We start from the raw sequence: 14886 nt of genomic DNA, 5'->3' as shown, positions 1-14886 counted from the left end.
ACTTTTATAAACAAAACAAGAACAACACCATACCGGAGCCGCCTGTATGCAGACCGCCTTCCCTCACCTGTTCGAAGCCTTGCAGATCCGCGGCAAACGCTTGAAGAACCGCATCATGTCCACCGGCCACGACACCTGCCTGCCCACCGACAATCTGGTCAACGACAAACTGATCGCCTACCAGCGCGACCGCGCAGCCGGCGGCGTCGGCCTGATCGTGCTGCAAGTTGCCGGGGTGCATGACAGCGCCCGCTATACCTCACATGTGCTGATGGCTACCGACGATGCCTGCATTGAGGGCTACCGCCAGCTTGCCGAGGCCTGCCATGCGCACGGTACGGTGGTGCTGTCGCAACTGTTTCACCCCGGGCGGGAGATCATGGAGTCGGCGGACGGGCTGCTGGCGGTGGCCTACTCCGCATCGTCGGTGCCCAACGAACGTTTCCGGGTGATGCCACGCGCACTGGACCAGGCGATGATCGACGAAATCGTCCAGGGCTACGCCAGTGCCGCCCGGCGCCTGCATCAGGCCGGGCTGGACGGGGTCGAGGTGGTGGCCAGCCACGGCTACCTGCCCGCGCAGTTCCTCAACCCGCGGGTGAACCTGCGCAGCGACGGCTACAACGGCGACCTGGAACAGCGCCTGAGGTTCCTGCGTGAGGTGCTGGCCGCCGTGCGCGCCGCCACCGACGAGCAGTTCATCATCGGCCTGCGCATCAGTGCCGACGAACGCGACGACCAGGGGCTGAGCGAAGACGAATCGCTGGCCGCAGCGGTAGCCGTGCAAAGCCAGCTCGACTACCTGCACATCGTCGCCGGCACCTCGGCGTCCCTGGGAGGGGCGGTGCATATCGTTCCGCCCATGGCCATCGAACCGGCCTACCTGGCCCGAGAGGCTGCCACCTTCAAGCAGCAACTGGATATCCCGCTGTTCGTGACCGGGCGCATCAACCAGCCCCAGGAAGCCGAACTGATCCTGGCCCGCGGCCAGGCCGATGTCTGCGGCATGACCCGTGCACTGATCTGCGACCCACTGATGCCGAGCAAGACCGAGCGCGGCCAGGTCGAGGACGTGCGTGCCTGCATCGCCTGCAACCAGGCCTGCATCGGCCATTTCCATCGTGGCCTGGCCATTTCCTGCATTCAGCGGCCGGAAACCGGTCGCGAGTTGCAATACGGCCAGCTAACGCCCACCACCACGCCCAAACGCATCCTTGTGGCCGGTGGCGGGCCCGCCGGCATGAAGGCCGCCGCCGTTGCCGCGGCGCGCGGGCATAAGGTCACGCTGTACGAGGCCGGCCCTCAACTCGGTGGCCAGGTGCTGCTGGCCCAGCTACTGCCACGGCGCAGCGAGTTCGGCGGCGCCAGCACCAACCTGCAACGGGAAATGGCCTTGGCCGGTGTGGAAGTGGTCCGCAATACGCGGGTCGACCGCGCCCTGGTCGAGCGCGAACGCCCCGACCTGGTCATCGCCGCCACCGGTGCCACCCCCTACTGGCCGGCGTTCGAGCGCACCGGTGAGCTGCAAGTGGTCGACGCCTGGCAAGTACTGCGCAATGACGTGAAGCTTGGGCGTTCGGTGCTGGTGATCGACTGGCGTTGCGACTGGATCGGCCCCGGTATTGCCGAACGCCTGGTGCGCGAAGGGCATCAGGTACAGCTTGCGGTCAACGGCACCCATTGCGGCGAAAGCCTGCCGCTGTACGTACGTGACCAGCTGGCCGGCGAGCTGCATCGCCTGGGCATCCCGATCACCCCGTATGCACGCCTGTATGGCAGCGACGACAATACGGTGTACCTGCAGCACACCGCCAGCGGCGAGCCGATGATCTTCGAGGGTATCGACACTTTGGTACTGTGCCTGGGGCATCAGCCGCAAGACAGCCTGCCCAGCGAGCTGGCCGGCCTGGTAGAAGTGCGCCGCATTGGCGACTGCCTGGCGCCGCGCACCGCTGAAGAAGCGATTCACGACGGCCTGACGGTTGCCTGGTCGCTCTGAGGCTGTACATACTGCGGCTTTTACGATGGACCGACGTGCATGAGCCAACTCCCCCAGCCCCCCGCCAGCGAAGCCGGGGGCCCTGCGCCGCAGTTCCTGGGCACCCGCATCCGCGGCCTGCGCAAGCGCCGCGGCATGACCCTGGCGGAGCTGGCCGCGCACAGTGAACTGACCGCGGGCTACATCAGCCAACTGGAGCGCAACCTTTCCTATCCGTCGATCCCGGCGCTGTTCAACATCGCCCGCAGCCTGGGCGTGACCATCCAGTGGTTCTTCGCCAGCGAGGCCACCACCGCACCCGAGGACCAGGGCTATGTGGTGCGGCGCAACAGCCGCCTGAGCGTGCATTACGAGGATGGCATCGTCGATCAACTGCTCACCCCCCAGCCCAACCGCCAACTGGAGATCCTGCACTCACGCTTCCCGCCGGGCACCTACAGCCAGCAAAGCTACAGCCATGAGGGCGAAGAAGCCGGCTACATTCTCAGCGGCAGCTTCGAGCTGTGGGTGGGCGAGCGGCATTTTCAGCTGGGTGAAGGCGACAGTTTCAGCTTTTCCAGCCAGGAACCACACCGCTACGGCAACCCCGGTGAAGTGGATGCCGTAGTGATCTGGGTAATTACCCCGCCAACATTCTGAGTTGCAGGATCAGGCAGCAGCAAACAGCTCGTTGGCAATCTGCGCCTGGGCAGCATCAATCGCCTGGCTGCGCTGCTCAGGGCCATAGGCCAGGCCATGGGCGCGGACGATTTCCAGGTCGGTGATACCGATGAAGCCGAGGAATACCTTGAGGAAGTCTTCATGCCCGGCGCCAGTCGGCTGGCCAGCATGCAGGCCGCCGGCGGTGGACACCAACACCACCTTCTTGTTGCCGCACAGGCCTTCCGGGCCCGCTTCGGTGTAGCGGAAGGTCTGGCCGGCGACGGCAACGCGGTCGATCCAGGCCTTGAGCTGGGTGGGCACGGTGAAGTTGTACATCGGCGCACCGATTACCACTGCATCAGCGGCCAGGAACTCTGCGAGGGTTTCAGCACTCAGCTTGGCTTCAAAGGCCTGGGCTGCATCACGCATATCCTCGGGGGTGCCGGCGGCGACCAGGGTGGCGGCAGAGAAGTGGGCGATGGCGTCGGCGGCCAGGTCGCGGTACACCACGTCCACGCTCGGATCAGCGGCTTTCCAGGCCTCAACCACTTCACGGCTCAGCTGGCGGGAGGCGGAGTTGTCGCCCAGGATGCTGGAATCGATGTGCAACAGTTTCATAGGAATCTCCTGTGATTGAAGACCGCGGTGTTGAGCGGTCACGATGGGGAGAATCCTACCTGGGTGAGCAATGGCTGATAAGCAGGCAAAAATGCGTTAGTTTGTCCCACAGGTGGAACAGTGAGACATTCCCATGCAAGACCTGAACGACCTTTTCTACTTTGCCCGCGTGGTCGAAGCCGGTGGCTTCGCCGCCGCCGGGCGTCAGCTAGGCATCCCCAAGTCACGCCTGTCACGGCGCATTGCCGAGCTGGAAGAGCGCTTGGGCACACGCCTGCTGCAGCGTACTACCCGGCAGCTGAAACTCACGGCGGTGGGCGAGCGCTATCTGCACCACTGCCAGGCCATGCTGCTGGAAGCCGAAGCCGCTGATGAAGCCGTGGCCAGCATGAGCAGCGAACCGCGCGGGCGCTTGCGGGTGTCCTGCCCGGTGGCGCTGGCACATGCCTTCCTGCCGGATGTGATCAGCCGCTTTCTTGCCCAGTACCCGCTGGTGCAACTGGACATGGTGCTGCTCAACCGCCGGGTCGACCTGATTTCCGAAGGCATCGATGTCGCGCTGCGGGTGCGCGACCTGGGCGACGAAGACCCAGCCCTGGTTACCCGCCGCTTGCGCCAGGCGCAGATGCAGCTGGTGGCCGCGCCCGGTTTCGCCGACCACATTCGTGAACCGGCTGAGCTTGCTTCACTGCCGGTACTGGGCGCCGCTGAGGCGGACCGGTTGGTGCACTTTCGCTTGTTAGGCCCCCATGGCAAGCAGCAGGAAATCGCCCTGGAACCGCGCCTGGCCATTGACGATTTCGTAGTACGTAATGCTGCTGTACGAGCTGGCCTCGGCTTCACTGCCCTGCCCAGCATGTTTTGCGAGGAAGAACTGGAGCGCGGCGAACTGGTGCGCCTGCTGCCAGACTGGTCACTGCCAGGCGGCTACCTGCAGGCGGTATACCCGCATCGGCGGGGCGTGCTGCCTGCCGTGCGGGTATGGATCGATCACCTGGCGGCATCATTCGAGGCCTGTGGAGAGCGGTATGTCTGAAAGGAAGATGAGCGAAGCCGAAGTGGCAGCGTTTTGCCTGAGCCTGCCGGGTGCGCGCGAAGACTACAAATGGGGCGGTATCCGGGTGTTTTCGGTGGCCGGCAACAAGATGTTCGCGGTGCTCGACCTGGCCGGCGCGGGGTTGTCGTTCAAGGTGGCCGATGAGCTGTTTCTCGGCTATTGCGACCGCCCCGGGGTGCGGCCTGCGCCGTATCTGGCGCGGGCAAAATGGATCAGCATGGCGCTGCCCTACCCCATGGGCCGTGATGAGCTGTGTGATCTGTTGCAGCGTTCGCACCAGCTGGTGGTGCGCCGGCTGCCGAAGCGCTTGCAGGTGGGGTTGGTGATATAGGGTTAGCCTGTACCGGCCTCTTCGCGGGTAAACCCGCTCCCACAGGGATATCACATTCCTTGAAGCCTGCGGCGTACCTGTGGGAGCGGGTTTACCCGCGAAGAGGCCGGTCCAGCCACGCATCAAGCAAAAGGCAGGTAGCGCCCTGCAAAAAACAGCCAGTCCGCCCAGAACACCTGATGCACCAGCACAATCCCCCAGAACACCAGCTGGTAAGACACCTTGCGGGTCTTGTGCCGAAACACCTGCTGCGCCACCAGCGCCCCTGGCCAGCCGCCCAACAGCTCGCTGGCATGCAGCACTTTCTCGGGCGTGCGCCAGGCCTGCGTACGTGCCTGCTGTTTATCCTGCCAGTACAGCAGCACACTGATCAGGCTCATCGCCGGGTACAGCGCCAGCGGCCACCAGGCCTGGTCGTTCCAGGCCATGCGCGCCGCACCCAATAAAGGCAGCAGGCACAACACCGCCATCAACAGCAGCTTCAGCCGCACATTACGCACGCCCTCCACCCGCTGCCCACGCGACGCCTCAGCCATGGGCGGTCGACCAGTCAACCCAGCCGAACTGCCAGGTCGCCAGAATCAGCAGGCCGAACACAATGCGGTACCAGGCAAACGCCGCGTAGCTGTGATTGGCAATGAACTTGAGCAATGCACGCACGGCAATCATGGCGAAGATGAACGACGTCACGAAACCAATGGCAAATACCGGCAGGTCGCCGGGCTGGAACAGGTCACGGTACTTGTAGCCCGAATACACCGCCGCACCGACCATCGTCGGCATCGCCAGGAAGAACGAGAACTCGGTCGCAGCCTTGCGCGACAGGCCAAACAGCAGGCCACCGATAATGGTGGATCCGGAACGCGAAGTACCCGGAATCATGGCCAGGCACTGGACAAAGCCGATCTTCAGCGCATGGCTCCAGCGCATGTCGTCCACGTGGTCCACCTGCACGCGGTGCTCGCGACGCTCGGCCCAGAGCATGATGACGCCGCCCACCACCAGTGCCGCCGCCACGGTGATCGGGTTGAACAGGTATTCGTGAATCAGGTCGGCGAACAGCACGCCCAGCACCACCGCCGGCATGAACGCCAACAGCAGGTTACCGGTAAAACGCCGCGCCTTGGGCTCGCTGGCCAGGCCGAACACCACTTCGAGAATTTTGCCGCGAAACTCCCACACCACTGCCAGGATCGCCGCCAGCTGGATGATGATGTTGAAAGCCATGGCCCGCTCGCCACCAAAACCGATCAGGTCGGCGACGATGATCTGGTGCCCGGTACTGGAGATCGGCAGAAACTCTGTCAGCCCTTCGACCACACCTAAGATGATTGCCTGGAAGGCAGTCCAAAAATCCATCATTCCCCCGGATGGAGCGCTGCTCGCTGCAGGCCCCTTGTTCTTGATTTGCTTGAAATTGCCGCACGCGGCCCGGCTGTTTTACAGCGACTGTTGGGCGCAACGCCAGTAGAAAAGTTCACGGCTGCTAAAGGTTTCATCTTGCGCGGCCGAAATCCTGGCAGAGCGCCTTTGCAAACGCTTTACAGGACCTGTTGCAGACTATTGCAAAGATAGCACCTAGCCATTAGTCGGGTGGGGGCCTGTCGCAAAGCATGCTTGGATGCACCTCAATAAAAAGAACAATGCGGGAGCGCCTGGATGAACACTCTGAGATCTATGTCGATCAGCCGTCGCCTGTGGCTGATCCTTTTGGTGGCGGTGGCCATGCTGGTGGTGCTTGGCCTGCTGATGCTGCGCCAGATCCACGGTGACCTGTACCAGGCCAAGGCCGAAAAGACCCGTCACGTCGTGCAGACCGCGGCCGGGGTGCTGGCCTACTACCAAGGGCTGGAAGCAGCCGGCACGCTGAGCCGCGATGCCGCCCAGCAACAGGCGCTGCAAGTGGTGCGCGCGCTGCGCTATGACCACGACGACTACTTCTGGATCAACGACCTGGGGCCGAAGATGATCATGCATCCGGCCAACCCCAAGCTCGACGGCCAGGACCTCTCTGCCATCCGCGACCCCGACGGTTTTGCCGTGTTCAACGAAATGGTCGCTCTGGCCCGCCAGCAGGACGCCGGGCCGGTCAACTATCGCTGGCCCAAGCCCGGCGCCAGCGAGCCGGTGGCCAAGACTTCCTACATACAGCTGTTCAAGCCCTGGGGCTGGATCATTGGGTCGGGTGTGTATGTCGATGACGTGCAGGCCGAGTTCGCCCGCCAGCTGCGCGACGCCTCGCTGGTGGGCGTGGGCATTGCCTTGCTGATGGCCCTGGTGGTCATGCTGATTGCCCGCAGCATCGCCCGCCCGCTGCAGGAGGCCGTGCAGGCCATGGGCAACATTGCCAGCGGCGAAAGCGACCTGACCCGGCGCCTGGACACCCATGGCCGAGACGAAATCACCCACCTGGGCGAGCACTTCAACCGCTTCAACGGCAAGCTGCAGGGGGTGGTCGGGCAGTTGCAAGGCGCAGCCCACTCGTTGGCCCAGTCCGCCGGGCACGTCGGCGACAATGCAGGGGCTGCACAACAGCACAGCGCGCAACAATCGCTACAGATGGACCAGGTGGCCACGGCCGTGAACCAGGTGACTTACGCGGTGCAGGACGTAGCCAAGACTGCCGAACAGGCCGCTGGCGAAATGCGCACCGCGCAGCAACAGGTAGCCCATGGCCAGGAAGCCATCCATGGCAGCCTGGTGCAGATTGATCGGCTGTCGCTTACCATCGAGCAGGCCGTGCAGGTAATTCGCGACCTGGCTGGGCACAGCACGCGCATCGGCGGTGTCCTCGATGTCATTCGCTCCATCGCCGAGCAGACCAACCTGCTGGCACTGAACGCCGCCATCGAAGCGGCACGGGCCGGCGAGCAAGGCCGCGGCTTTGCCGTCGTTGCCGACGAAGTGCGCCTGCTGGCCCAGCGCACCGCGCAGTCGACGGCCGAGATCCATACCATGATCGAACACCTGCAAAGCCAGTCGGACGCAGCAGTCAAGGCCATCGACACCAGCAGCGAAGCCTCGCATCAAACCGTCCGGCAGGCCCGCGAGGCCGGCGCAAGCCTGGATGCCATCAACCAGGCACTGAACAACCTCACCGCGTTGAATGCGTCCATCGCCAGCGCCACTTTGCAGCAAGCGCATGTGGTCGAGGAGATCAATCGCAACGTGCTCGATACCGCCGGGTTGTCCCAGCAAACCGCTGATGCGGCACGCCAGTCCAGCGATGCGGGGGTGGCGTTGGGCCAATTGAGCGAGGAGCTGGAGCAGCTGTTGCGACAATTCCGGGTATGACCTTGGCAGGAGCAGCCTCCTCGCAGCACGAGGCTGCTCCTACAAAGGTTCGCCTGCAAGACATCGACCCGCTACAATCGCGCCCTTCCCCGATTGTCTGCCCAAGGATCGCCGATGTCCGGCCTTGAACTCATCGCCGCCGTCCTCGGCGTCACCGCTGTCTGGCTAACGGTCAAGCAAAACGCCTGGTGCTGGCCGATTGGCCTGGTCATGGTGCTGATCTATGGCTGGCTGTTCTACGAGGTAAAGCTGTACTCGGGCATGCTGCTGCAAGTGGCCTACGCCCTCCTGCAAGTCTACGGCTGGTGGCAATGGAAACGCCCCGGCCACGCCGAAGACGCGCGTCAGGTTTCGCGCCTGCAATACCAGGCGCTGTTCACCGGCCTGGCTGCCGGGGTACTGCTGAGCGCAGCGTTGGGTGCGGCCATGGCCACCTGGACCGATGCCGCCCTGCCCTGGCTGGACGCCACCCTGACCGGTTTCAGCCTGGTGGCGCAACTGTGGATGGCCCAGAAACGCCTGCAATGCTGGCCGCTATGGGTGGTGGTGGACATCGTCTATGTGGGCCAGTACCTGCATCAGCAGTTGTATTTCACCGCAGGCTTCTTTGCCGTGCTCACCCTGATTGCCGTGCGCGGCTGGCTGGAATGGCGCCGTGACCCGGCATTGGTGCAGCCATGAGCGCTCAGCAAGCCATGAAGGTGCTGGTGCTGTGTGGCCCCGAGTCCAGTGGTAAAAGCTGGCTCAGCGGCGTGATCCAGGCGCATTTCGGCGGCGTGGTGGTGGCCGAATACGTGCGCCACTTCATCGACCAGGAGCGCCGTGACACCTGCTACGCCGATATCCCCACCATCGCCCGGGGCCAACTGGCCTGGGAGGACCGCGCCCGTGAACAGGCGCCACCGTTGCTGATCCTGGACACCCACCTGCTCAGCAACATGCTCTGGAGCCAGGCCTTGTTCGATGACTGCCCGGCCTGGTTGGAAAAGGCTTTGCTCGCACGGCATTACGACCTGCATTTATTGCTAAGCCCGCAAGGCGTGGACTGGATTGCCGATGGCCAACGCAACCAGCCCGATATCAACGACCGGCAACGCTTTTTCGACAACAGCCTGGCCTGGCTGAAACGGCACAATCAGGCGCACCAGATACTTGAGGGCAATTGGCCGCAGCGCCAATTGCTGGCCTTGCAAGCTGTTGCTATGCTGCTTGATAGCGATGCGCCATCTTGCCCGACCGAGTGTTAAGCCACTGATACAGGTGGACGGGTCAAAGCCCCCGAAAATGCGGGGGTTTCCCCTGCTCCGGGGCCAGTGTCAAGCCAGTGAAACACCCCTGCAAAATCCCTTCCAGTCAAAGCCAGCGCAGGCTTGGCCCGCACCACTCCCCGCAGCCTGTATCACCACTGAGACACAAAACGCCGCAAATTCTCAACCCATTGCCTTAACCTGTTGATCTGCAAACGATTCTCAAAAACGGCACACCTTCTGCTCTGTTGTTCGCATCGCTGAACAAGGCCAGCGCTCAAAGAAGGAGTTGCCGTCGTGAGGAAGAGTGACAAACGCCTCTATCACTGGGTGCTGGTGGGTTGTGTATTGGGCTCACTGAGCCTTGCCGCCCAGGCGGACAACGGGATCATCATCATCAAGCGCGACGTGCAGGTACGCAACGCGACCATACCGCCCTTGATCCCCGACCCGAGCCCCACCACGGTCAACGCCAACCCTTCTGCCTATGTGCTCAAGCAAACCCATGAACTGAGTGATGGCGACTTCGCCAGCATCAGCAGCGGCGCGGGCATCAGCAACATGATCACCCAGCAGACCAACAACCTGGGTGGCAACCTCGGTAACCAGAACCAGTTGCCCAACCTGTCGGGCGGTCGCGGTACGGGCGGCTCCGGTAACGGCATCTCGAACATGGTCAATTCAAGTGTGCAGCGCGGCCTTGCGCCCTTGCAGATCCTGACCGGCGGGGGCAAGTGACATGAAGCACACGCTGCTGATCCTCGCCACCCTGTGCAGTGCTCCGGCGTTCGCCGAGTCGCTGGTTCCCGTCATCAATAACGCCGACATCAACAACTCCGGCAGCCGCTATCAGGGCAACCTCTCGGTCAACCAGGCCGCGGGCGACAAACAGCAACAGGTCAACGCACGCGCCATTGCCGCGGGGCCTGAAGCCAACGCCAGCACGCAGATCCGGCAACGGCTGGACACACCCGCAGACCCCGCCATGGATGCCCGTTCGACCATCCAGGGCAACGCGTTCAGTAACGGCAGTGGGGCTTTGGGCGTGAACCAGAGTGCCGGTGCCAATACCCAGCAAGCCAACGCACTGAGCATCACCCTCAGTGCGCAACCGCAAAGCATCGACGACAGCGTCCTCATGCAACAGAACGTGGCGCTGCTCAACAACTCCGGAGCAACTGACATCCCGTCCGGCTATCGCCAGGTCACCACAAGTGACCAGGCCTTCACCGGTAGCCGTGGGGTGATCCAGTTGAACCAGAGTGCCGGGGTGGGAAACCGAATGGCCAACACCTTGAGCATCCGGGTCGCGGATTGACCCTTCCAGTTAAGAACAACACTTAACCTAACTAGAGTACGGAGAATCACCATGAAACCCTCGATGGCAATCAAGCCTCTGGTGTTCGCAATTGCTGCGGTCATGGCTGTTGCTGTACAAGCTGGGCAAAACGATCGGCGCAATGACCACCATAACGGCCACCATAACAATGGTCAGCACACGCCTCCTCCAACCAAGATCCCGGTGTATGCAACGGCCAATGCCTGGGATACTCAGTCCAGTACTGATAACCGCATCACCAACCAAGGCACCATCAACGAAGCCGAAATGAGTGACTCGGGCACCGGCTCCAGCGGCAACGTCGGCATCAACGTGGCGGCCGGTAACGGCAACCAGCAGGACAACGCCGCTGCCATTGCCAACGCCGGCTCCGAATCCAGCCTGGACAACAGCTTCGTGTTCGGCATGGCCAATGCTACTGCCGATGTGCAGCAAACCAGCAGAAACAACCGGGTAGACAACTACTCGACCCAGTCGTCGGCTGTAATGAGCGGCTCGGCCAGTGGGGCTGAAGGCAACATCGGCATCAACATCGCCGGTGGCGACCTCAACCAACAGAAAAACACCATGGCCATCGCCAACACCGGTGCTCCACTGGGTAACGCCACTGCCACGGCTTCTGCCGAACAGGACGGCCCAGGCCTGATCGTGAACAACGCGGCTGACCGCACCTATCGCGTCGACACGATCACCATCACCACCTCGGCCAGTGGCTCGAGCTCGCGTGATGGCTCGTTCAACTCGACCGACGACCGCAACTCGTCATCGAGCTTCAGCGTGGCCGGCGCGCAAAGCGCCAGCTCCAGTGGCTCCAGTGGCTGGAACTCAAGCGGCTCGAGCAGCTCGAACGCCAGTGGCTCCAACAACTCCAGCGCCAGTGGCTCCAACAGCTGGGGCCTGAACGGCTCAGCCAGCGGCAGCAACAGCTCGTCGAGCAGCGCCAACCTCAACGCTTCGCTGGATGCAGCCGCCAACGCTACGCGTACCCTTACCACCGATGATGGCCGTCGCGAGCGCACCCGCTCCAGCACCTTCGATGGTTCGCTGAACGCATCGCTGGATGTATCGGTCGACAAGTCGCACGAAAGTGCCTACGACTCGTCGTTCGAGAAAGCCTTCGACTCCAACTACGACAAGTCGCATCAATCGTCGTATGACAAGTCCAAGGACTCTTCATACACCAAGTCTCACGACTCCTCGTACGAGAATGCTTCGGCGTCTGACTTCTCCAAGTCTGGCGAAAAATCGAATCAATCCTCGAACGACGTTTCGAAGAGCTACAGCGAAAGCAGTGCTTACGACTTGAGCAATACCGTGTCCTTCCAAGTGCTGACCCCGACCGGCTGGGCCAACCCTGTTACCAATACTGCAACCCTTAGCGGTTCGGTCAACGGTGGCAGCGGCAACCTGGGCGTGAACGTGGCAGCCGGTGTGGGCAACCAGCAGAGCAACTCGCTGGCCATCTCCAACACCTCGTTCTAAACGCCGCGCTTGAGGCCCCCTTCGGGGGGCCTTTCTTCAACACCCACCGGAAGGCATCCGATCATGCGCATTATCGCCTTGGCGTTTTTGCTGTGCCTGGCCAGCGTGAGCGAAGCGGCACAAATGCCGCTGTCCGTCCTGCCGGGCGGGGCCGTGGTATTCAAGCCCATCCAGAGCGTGCGTGAGCGCAAGTTCGCCGACCTGGTGCAACAGAAAACCGACTTCAGCTGCGGCGCCGCCGCACTGGCAACCATCCTGCGCCAGGCCTACTGGCTGGATGTGGACGAACATCAGATCATCGAAGGCATGCTGGCCCACGCCGACCAGGACCTGGTGCGCACGCAAGGCTTCTCGATGCTCGACATGAAACGCTACGTCGAAAGCCTGGGGATGCGCGCCCGCGGTTACCGGGTAGCGCCCGACACCCTTCACAGCGTGCGCATCCCGGTCGTGGTGCTGATGGATGTGCGCGGCTACAAGCACTTCGTGGTAATGCAGAAGGTCGACAAAGGCTGGGTATATGTCGGCGACCCGGTACTGGGCCATCGGCGTTACAAAGTCGACGACTTCCTCAAAGGCTGGAACGGCATCATCTTCGCCGTGATCGGCCAGGGTTACGACAAGAACAACATCCTGCTCGACCCACCCCTGCCGCTGACCGCCAAGGGCCGGGTGGACAACTTCACCCCAGTGAAGGACGCCGAGCTGCTGGACTTCGGCTTCATCAAAAGCGACTTCTTCTAACGACTGTTCTAATGACAAGGAGCATGATGCTCCAGGGAGCATTTCATGAAGACTTCATTGTGGCTGGCCATGGCTTGCCTGGCTGCCAGCCTGCCAAGCCACGCCGAGCCATTGAAACCCATCGAACTGAAGGACCAGGAGTTGGCCAACCTGCGTGGCCGCTACGTGATGCCGGGGCGAATCGTAAGTTTCGGCATCGTCATGTCCAGCACCTGGCAAAATGCCAAAGGGGACGTGATCGGGGCGACATCCACGCTGCAGGTCCAGCAATCGACCATCAAGCCGCAGTTCTATGTCTCGATGATTGATGAAAAAGGCACAGGTTCGGCGTCGAGCAACGCTTCTGCTGCGGGCACCGGCGTGGTGACTGGCGGCAACGGCCTTACCACTACCGAAGGCGTCACCCAGGTAGTGCGTGCTGCCGGTGACAACAACACCGCCTACAACAACGTCGATATCAACGTGACCAAGGCCAACCAGGCCCCCGCCGTGCAGCAGCAAGGCCAGGTGCTCGCCGCCGGCCAGCCCCTGGTCGGCGAAAACGGCGCCGGCGCGCTCAGCGTGTCTTCGAGCGGCGTAGGTGTGCAGCTCAACATCAATGCCAGCAATAACCAGGGCAGCAGCGTGCAACGCCTGGCCCAGGGCGGCCTGATGCAGAACTCGACATTGCTCGGCAACGGCAACAGGGTCAACAACGTCACCTCGCTGAACGTTGTGATGCGCGAGAGCGTACCGACCGCTGCGTCGCTCAATGGCAGCCTTGACCAGCTCAAAGGTCTTCGCACCTTCGGATACTGATCTACGCTCTGTCTCATCAAAAGTAGTTGGAAGGGACGGCAACTCCATGTACCGATCTTTATCGCTCAGAGCTTTTGTGTGTTTGACTACCCTGGCCCCCACCGCACTCTACGCAGCCGCCGACCCGCAGGTCGAAGCACTGAAACAGGAACTGATTGAACTTAAACGCCGTTACGAGGCGCAGCAACAAGCGCTGATGGTGCTGGAACAACGTGTGCGACAGGTCGAGGAGGCCCCGGCAGCGGCGCCACCCAAGCGCCTGGTCAAGTCCCCCGCCGAGGGGGTCAAGGGGGCGCAGACCGTTGCGTCTGGCGCGCCAGGCACTACCGGCAGTTCCTACGGCCAGGCGCTTACCGCCGACTCCGAACCCGCGCAGAGCGTATCCAACCTGTATGACGAGGCCAGCGGCTTCTTTGGCGGCGGCAAGTTCAGCTTCGAAACAGGTGTTACCTATACCCATTACGATACCCGGGCGCTCACGCTCAATGGCTTCCTGGCGCTGGACTCGATCTTCCTCGGCAGCATCAACCTGGACCGTATCAAGGCCGACAACTGGACCCTGGACATGACTGCGCGCTATAACCTGGCGCAGCGCTGGCAGTTTGACATCAACGTCCCTGTGGTGTACCGCGAGTCCACCTATTCCTCCGGCGGTGCAGGTGGCGCCGGCGCCACTACCTCGGACGCCAGCGTAACCCGTGACCCGGAAATCGGTGACATCAACGTGGGCGTGGCCTACAAGTTCCTCGACGAGGACGAAACCTGGCCGGACGCTGTCGCTACCCTGCGGGTCAAGGCACCGACCGGCAAGGACCCGTATGGCATCAAGCTGCGCGAGGTCGACGGTAACAGCAACCTGTCTGTCCCGGACAGCCTGCCAACCGGCAACGGCGTGTGGTCGATCACGCCCGGCATCTCGCTGGTCAAGACCTTCGACCCGGCTGTGCTGTTCGGCAGCCTGTCGTACACCTACAACATGCAGGACTCGTTCAGCGATATCAGCCCGCAGGTCAACAGCAAGGTGCCAGGTGACGTGAAACTCGGCGATTCCTGGCAGATTGGCGGCGGTATCGCCTTTGCCCTGAACGAAAAGATGAGTATGTCGTTCTCGGTGTCGGACCAGTTCGCTCGCAAAAGCAAGATCAAACCTGACGGCGGCGACTGGCAGTCCATCTCCAACAGTGACTACAACGCGGCCAACTTCAACGTCGGCCTGACCTTCGCCGCCACCAACAACCTGACCATCGTGCCCAACCTGTCCATTGGTCTGACCGATGATGCACCGGACTTTTCCTTCAGCCTGAAATTCCCCTACTACTTCTGATACTTGCCCTC

Annotated in this window: 16 protein-coding genes; 13 read left to right on the top strand and 3 right to left on the bottom strand. The window is 62.3% G+C overall.

Features of this window, described 5'->3' with window-relative positions; genetic code table 11:
* The first annotated feature begins 46 nt into the window (after positions 1-46).
* Together ACIQUI_RS21455 and ACIQUI_RS21450 are read left to right on the top strand one after the other, a co-directional pair.
* On the top strand, positions 47-1999 hold the full coding sequence (locus ACIQUI_RS21455; RefSeq protein WP_403202522.1) for an FAD-dependent oxidoreductase: 1953 nt from the start codon (positions 47-49) through the stop codon (positions 1997-1999).
* A 39-nt stretch (positions 2000-2038) separates the two neighbouring features.
* Positions 2039-2638, top strand: a complete 600-nt coding sequence (locus tag ACIQUI_RS21450; protein WP_403202520.1) for a helix-turn-helix domain-containing protein — start codon at positions 2039-2041, stop codon at positions 2636-2638.
* Positions 2639-2647: 9 nt separating this feature from the next.
* Here the strand turns inward: ACIQUI_RS21450 and ACIQUI_RS21445 are convergent, their stop codons facing one another.
* The gene (locus tag ACIQUI_RS21445; protein ID WP_403202519.1) at positions 2648-3259 is read right to left on the bottom strand and encodes an FMN-dependent NADH-azoreductase; all 612 of its coding nucleotides are present in this window, start codon (positions 3257-3259) and stop codon (positions 2648-2650) included.
* Between the two features lie 133 nt (positions 3260-3392).
* Between ACIQUI_RS21445 and ACIQUI_RS21440 the strand changes: the two genes are divergently transcribed.
* Together ACIQUI_RS21440 and ACIQUI_RS21435 are read left to right on the top strand one after the other, a co-directional pair.
* The gene (locus tag ACIQUI_RS21440) at positions 3393-4295 is read left to right on the top strand and encodes a LysR substrate-binding domain-containing protein (RefSeq protein WP_403202517.1); all 903 of its coding nucleotides are present in this window, start codon (positions 3393-3395) and stop codon (positions 4293-4295) included.
* Positions 4288-4647 (top strand): MmcQ/YjbR family DNA-binding protein, encoded by a 360-nt coding sequence (locus ACIQUI_RS21435; RefSeq protein ID WP_403202515.1) that lies wholly within the window; start codon positions 4288-4290, stop codon positions 4645-4647. Before ACIQUI_RS21440 ends, ACIQUI_RS21435 begins: the two co-directional genes overlap by 8 nt.
* A 122-nt stretch (positions 4648-4769) precedes the next feature.
* On the opposite strand, the gene ACIQUI_RS21430 is transcribed toward ACIQUI_RS21435, so the two are convergent.
* Entirely contained in the window at positions 4770-5183 is a 414-nt protein-coding gene (locus tag ACIQUI_RS21430) for a DUF1294 domain-containing protein (protein WP_403202513.1), read from the bottom strand.
* Positions 5176-6006: an undecaprenyl-diphosphate phosphatase gene (locus ACIQUI_RS21425; RefSeq protein WP_403202511.1), complete on the bottom strand. Its 831-nt coding sequence runs from the start codon at positions 6004-6006 to the stop codon at positions 5176-5178. Before ACIQUI_RS21425 ends, ACIQUI_RS21430 begins: the two co-directional genes overlap by 8 nt.
* 300 nt (positions 6007-6306) lie before the next feature.
* Here ACIQUI_RS21425 and mcpP point away from each other — a divergent pair, with 300 nt between their 5' ends.
* The 9 genes from mcpP to ACIQUI_RS21380 all read left to right on the top strand — a co-directional run bounded on the left by mcpP (position 6307) and on the right by ACIQUI_RS21380 (position 14875).
* Complete coding sequence (mcpP, locus tag ACIQUI_RS21420; protein ID WP_403202509.1) at positions 6307-7941, top strand: methyl-accepting chemotaxis protein McpP; 1635 nt, start codon at positions 6307-6309, stop codon at positions 7939-7941.
* Between the two features lie 114 nt (positions 7942-8055).
* Positions 8056-8622 (top strand): nicotinamide riboside transporter PnuC, encoded by a 567-nt coding sequence (gene pnuC, locus ACIQUI_RS21415; protein ID WP_403202507.1) that lies wholly within the window; start codon positions 8056-8058, stop codon positions 8620-8622.
* On the top strand, positions 8619-9188 hold the full coding sequence (locus ACIQUI_RS21410) for an AAA family ATPase (protein ID WP_403202505.1): 570 nt from the start codon (positions 8619-8621) through the stop codon (positions 9186-9188). Before pnuC ends, ACIQUI_RS21410 begins: the two co-directional genes overlap by 4 nt.
* Positions 9189-9485: 297 nt before the next feature.
* Positions 9486-9926 (top strand): hypothetical protein, encoded by a 441-nt coding sequence (locus ACIQUI_RS21405; protein ID WP_403202503.1) that lies wholly within the window; start codon positions 9486-9488, stop codon positions 9924-9926.
* A 1-nt stretch (position 9927) separates the two neighbouring features.
* On the top strand, positions 9928-10506 hold the full coding sequence (locus tag ACIQUI_RS21400) for an adhesin (protein ID WP_403202501.1): 579 nt from the start codon (positions 9928-9930) through the stop codon (positions 10504-10506).
* A gap of 51 nt (positions 10507-10557) precedes the next feature.
* Positions 10558-12009, top strand: coding sequence for a heme utilization protein (locus tag ACIQUI_RS21395; RefSeq protein ID WP_403202499.1), 1452 nt, complete (start codon positions 10558-10560; stop codon positions 12007-12009).
* Positions 12010-12072: 63 nt separating this feature from the next.
* Positions 12073-12753, top strand: coding sequence for a cysteine peptidase family C39 domain-containing protein (locus tag ACIQUI_RS21390; RefSeq protein ID WP_391133246.1), 681 nt, complete (start codon positions 12073-12075; stop codon positions 12751-12753).
* Between the two features lie 45 nt (positions 12754-12798).
* Complete coding sequence (locus ACIQUI_RS21385) at positions 12799-13551, top strand: hypothetical protein (RefSeq protein ID WP_403202496.1); 753 nt, start codon at positions 12799-12801, stop codon at positions 13549-13551.
* Positions 13552-13597: 46 nt separating this feature from the next.
* Positions 13598-14875 carry a hypothetical protein gene (locus tag ACIQUI_RS21380; protein ID WP_403202494.1) on the top strand — a complete coding sequence of 426 codons (1278 nt, stop codon included), beginning with the start codon at positions 13598-13600 and terminating at the stop codon, positions 14873-14875.
* The last annotated feature ends 11 nt before the right edge of the window (positions 14876-14886 follow it).

The organism is Pseudomonas sp. NPDC090592 (genome assembly GCF_044769185.1).
Taxonomy (GTDB): domain Bacteria; phylum Pseudomonadota; class Gammaproteobacteria; order Pseudomonadales; family Pseudomonadaceae; genus Aquipseudomonas.
Note: the sequence above shows the minus strand (reverse complement) of the source record. Positions and strands in the feature narration are given on the sequence as shown.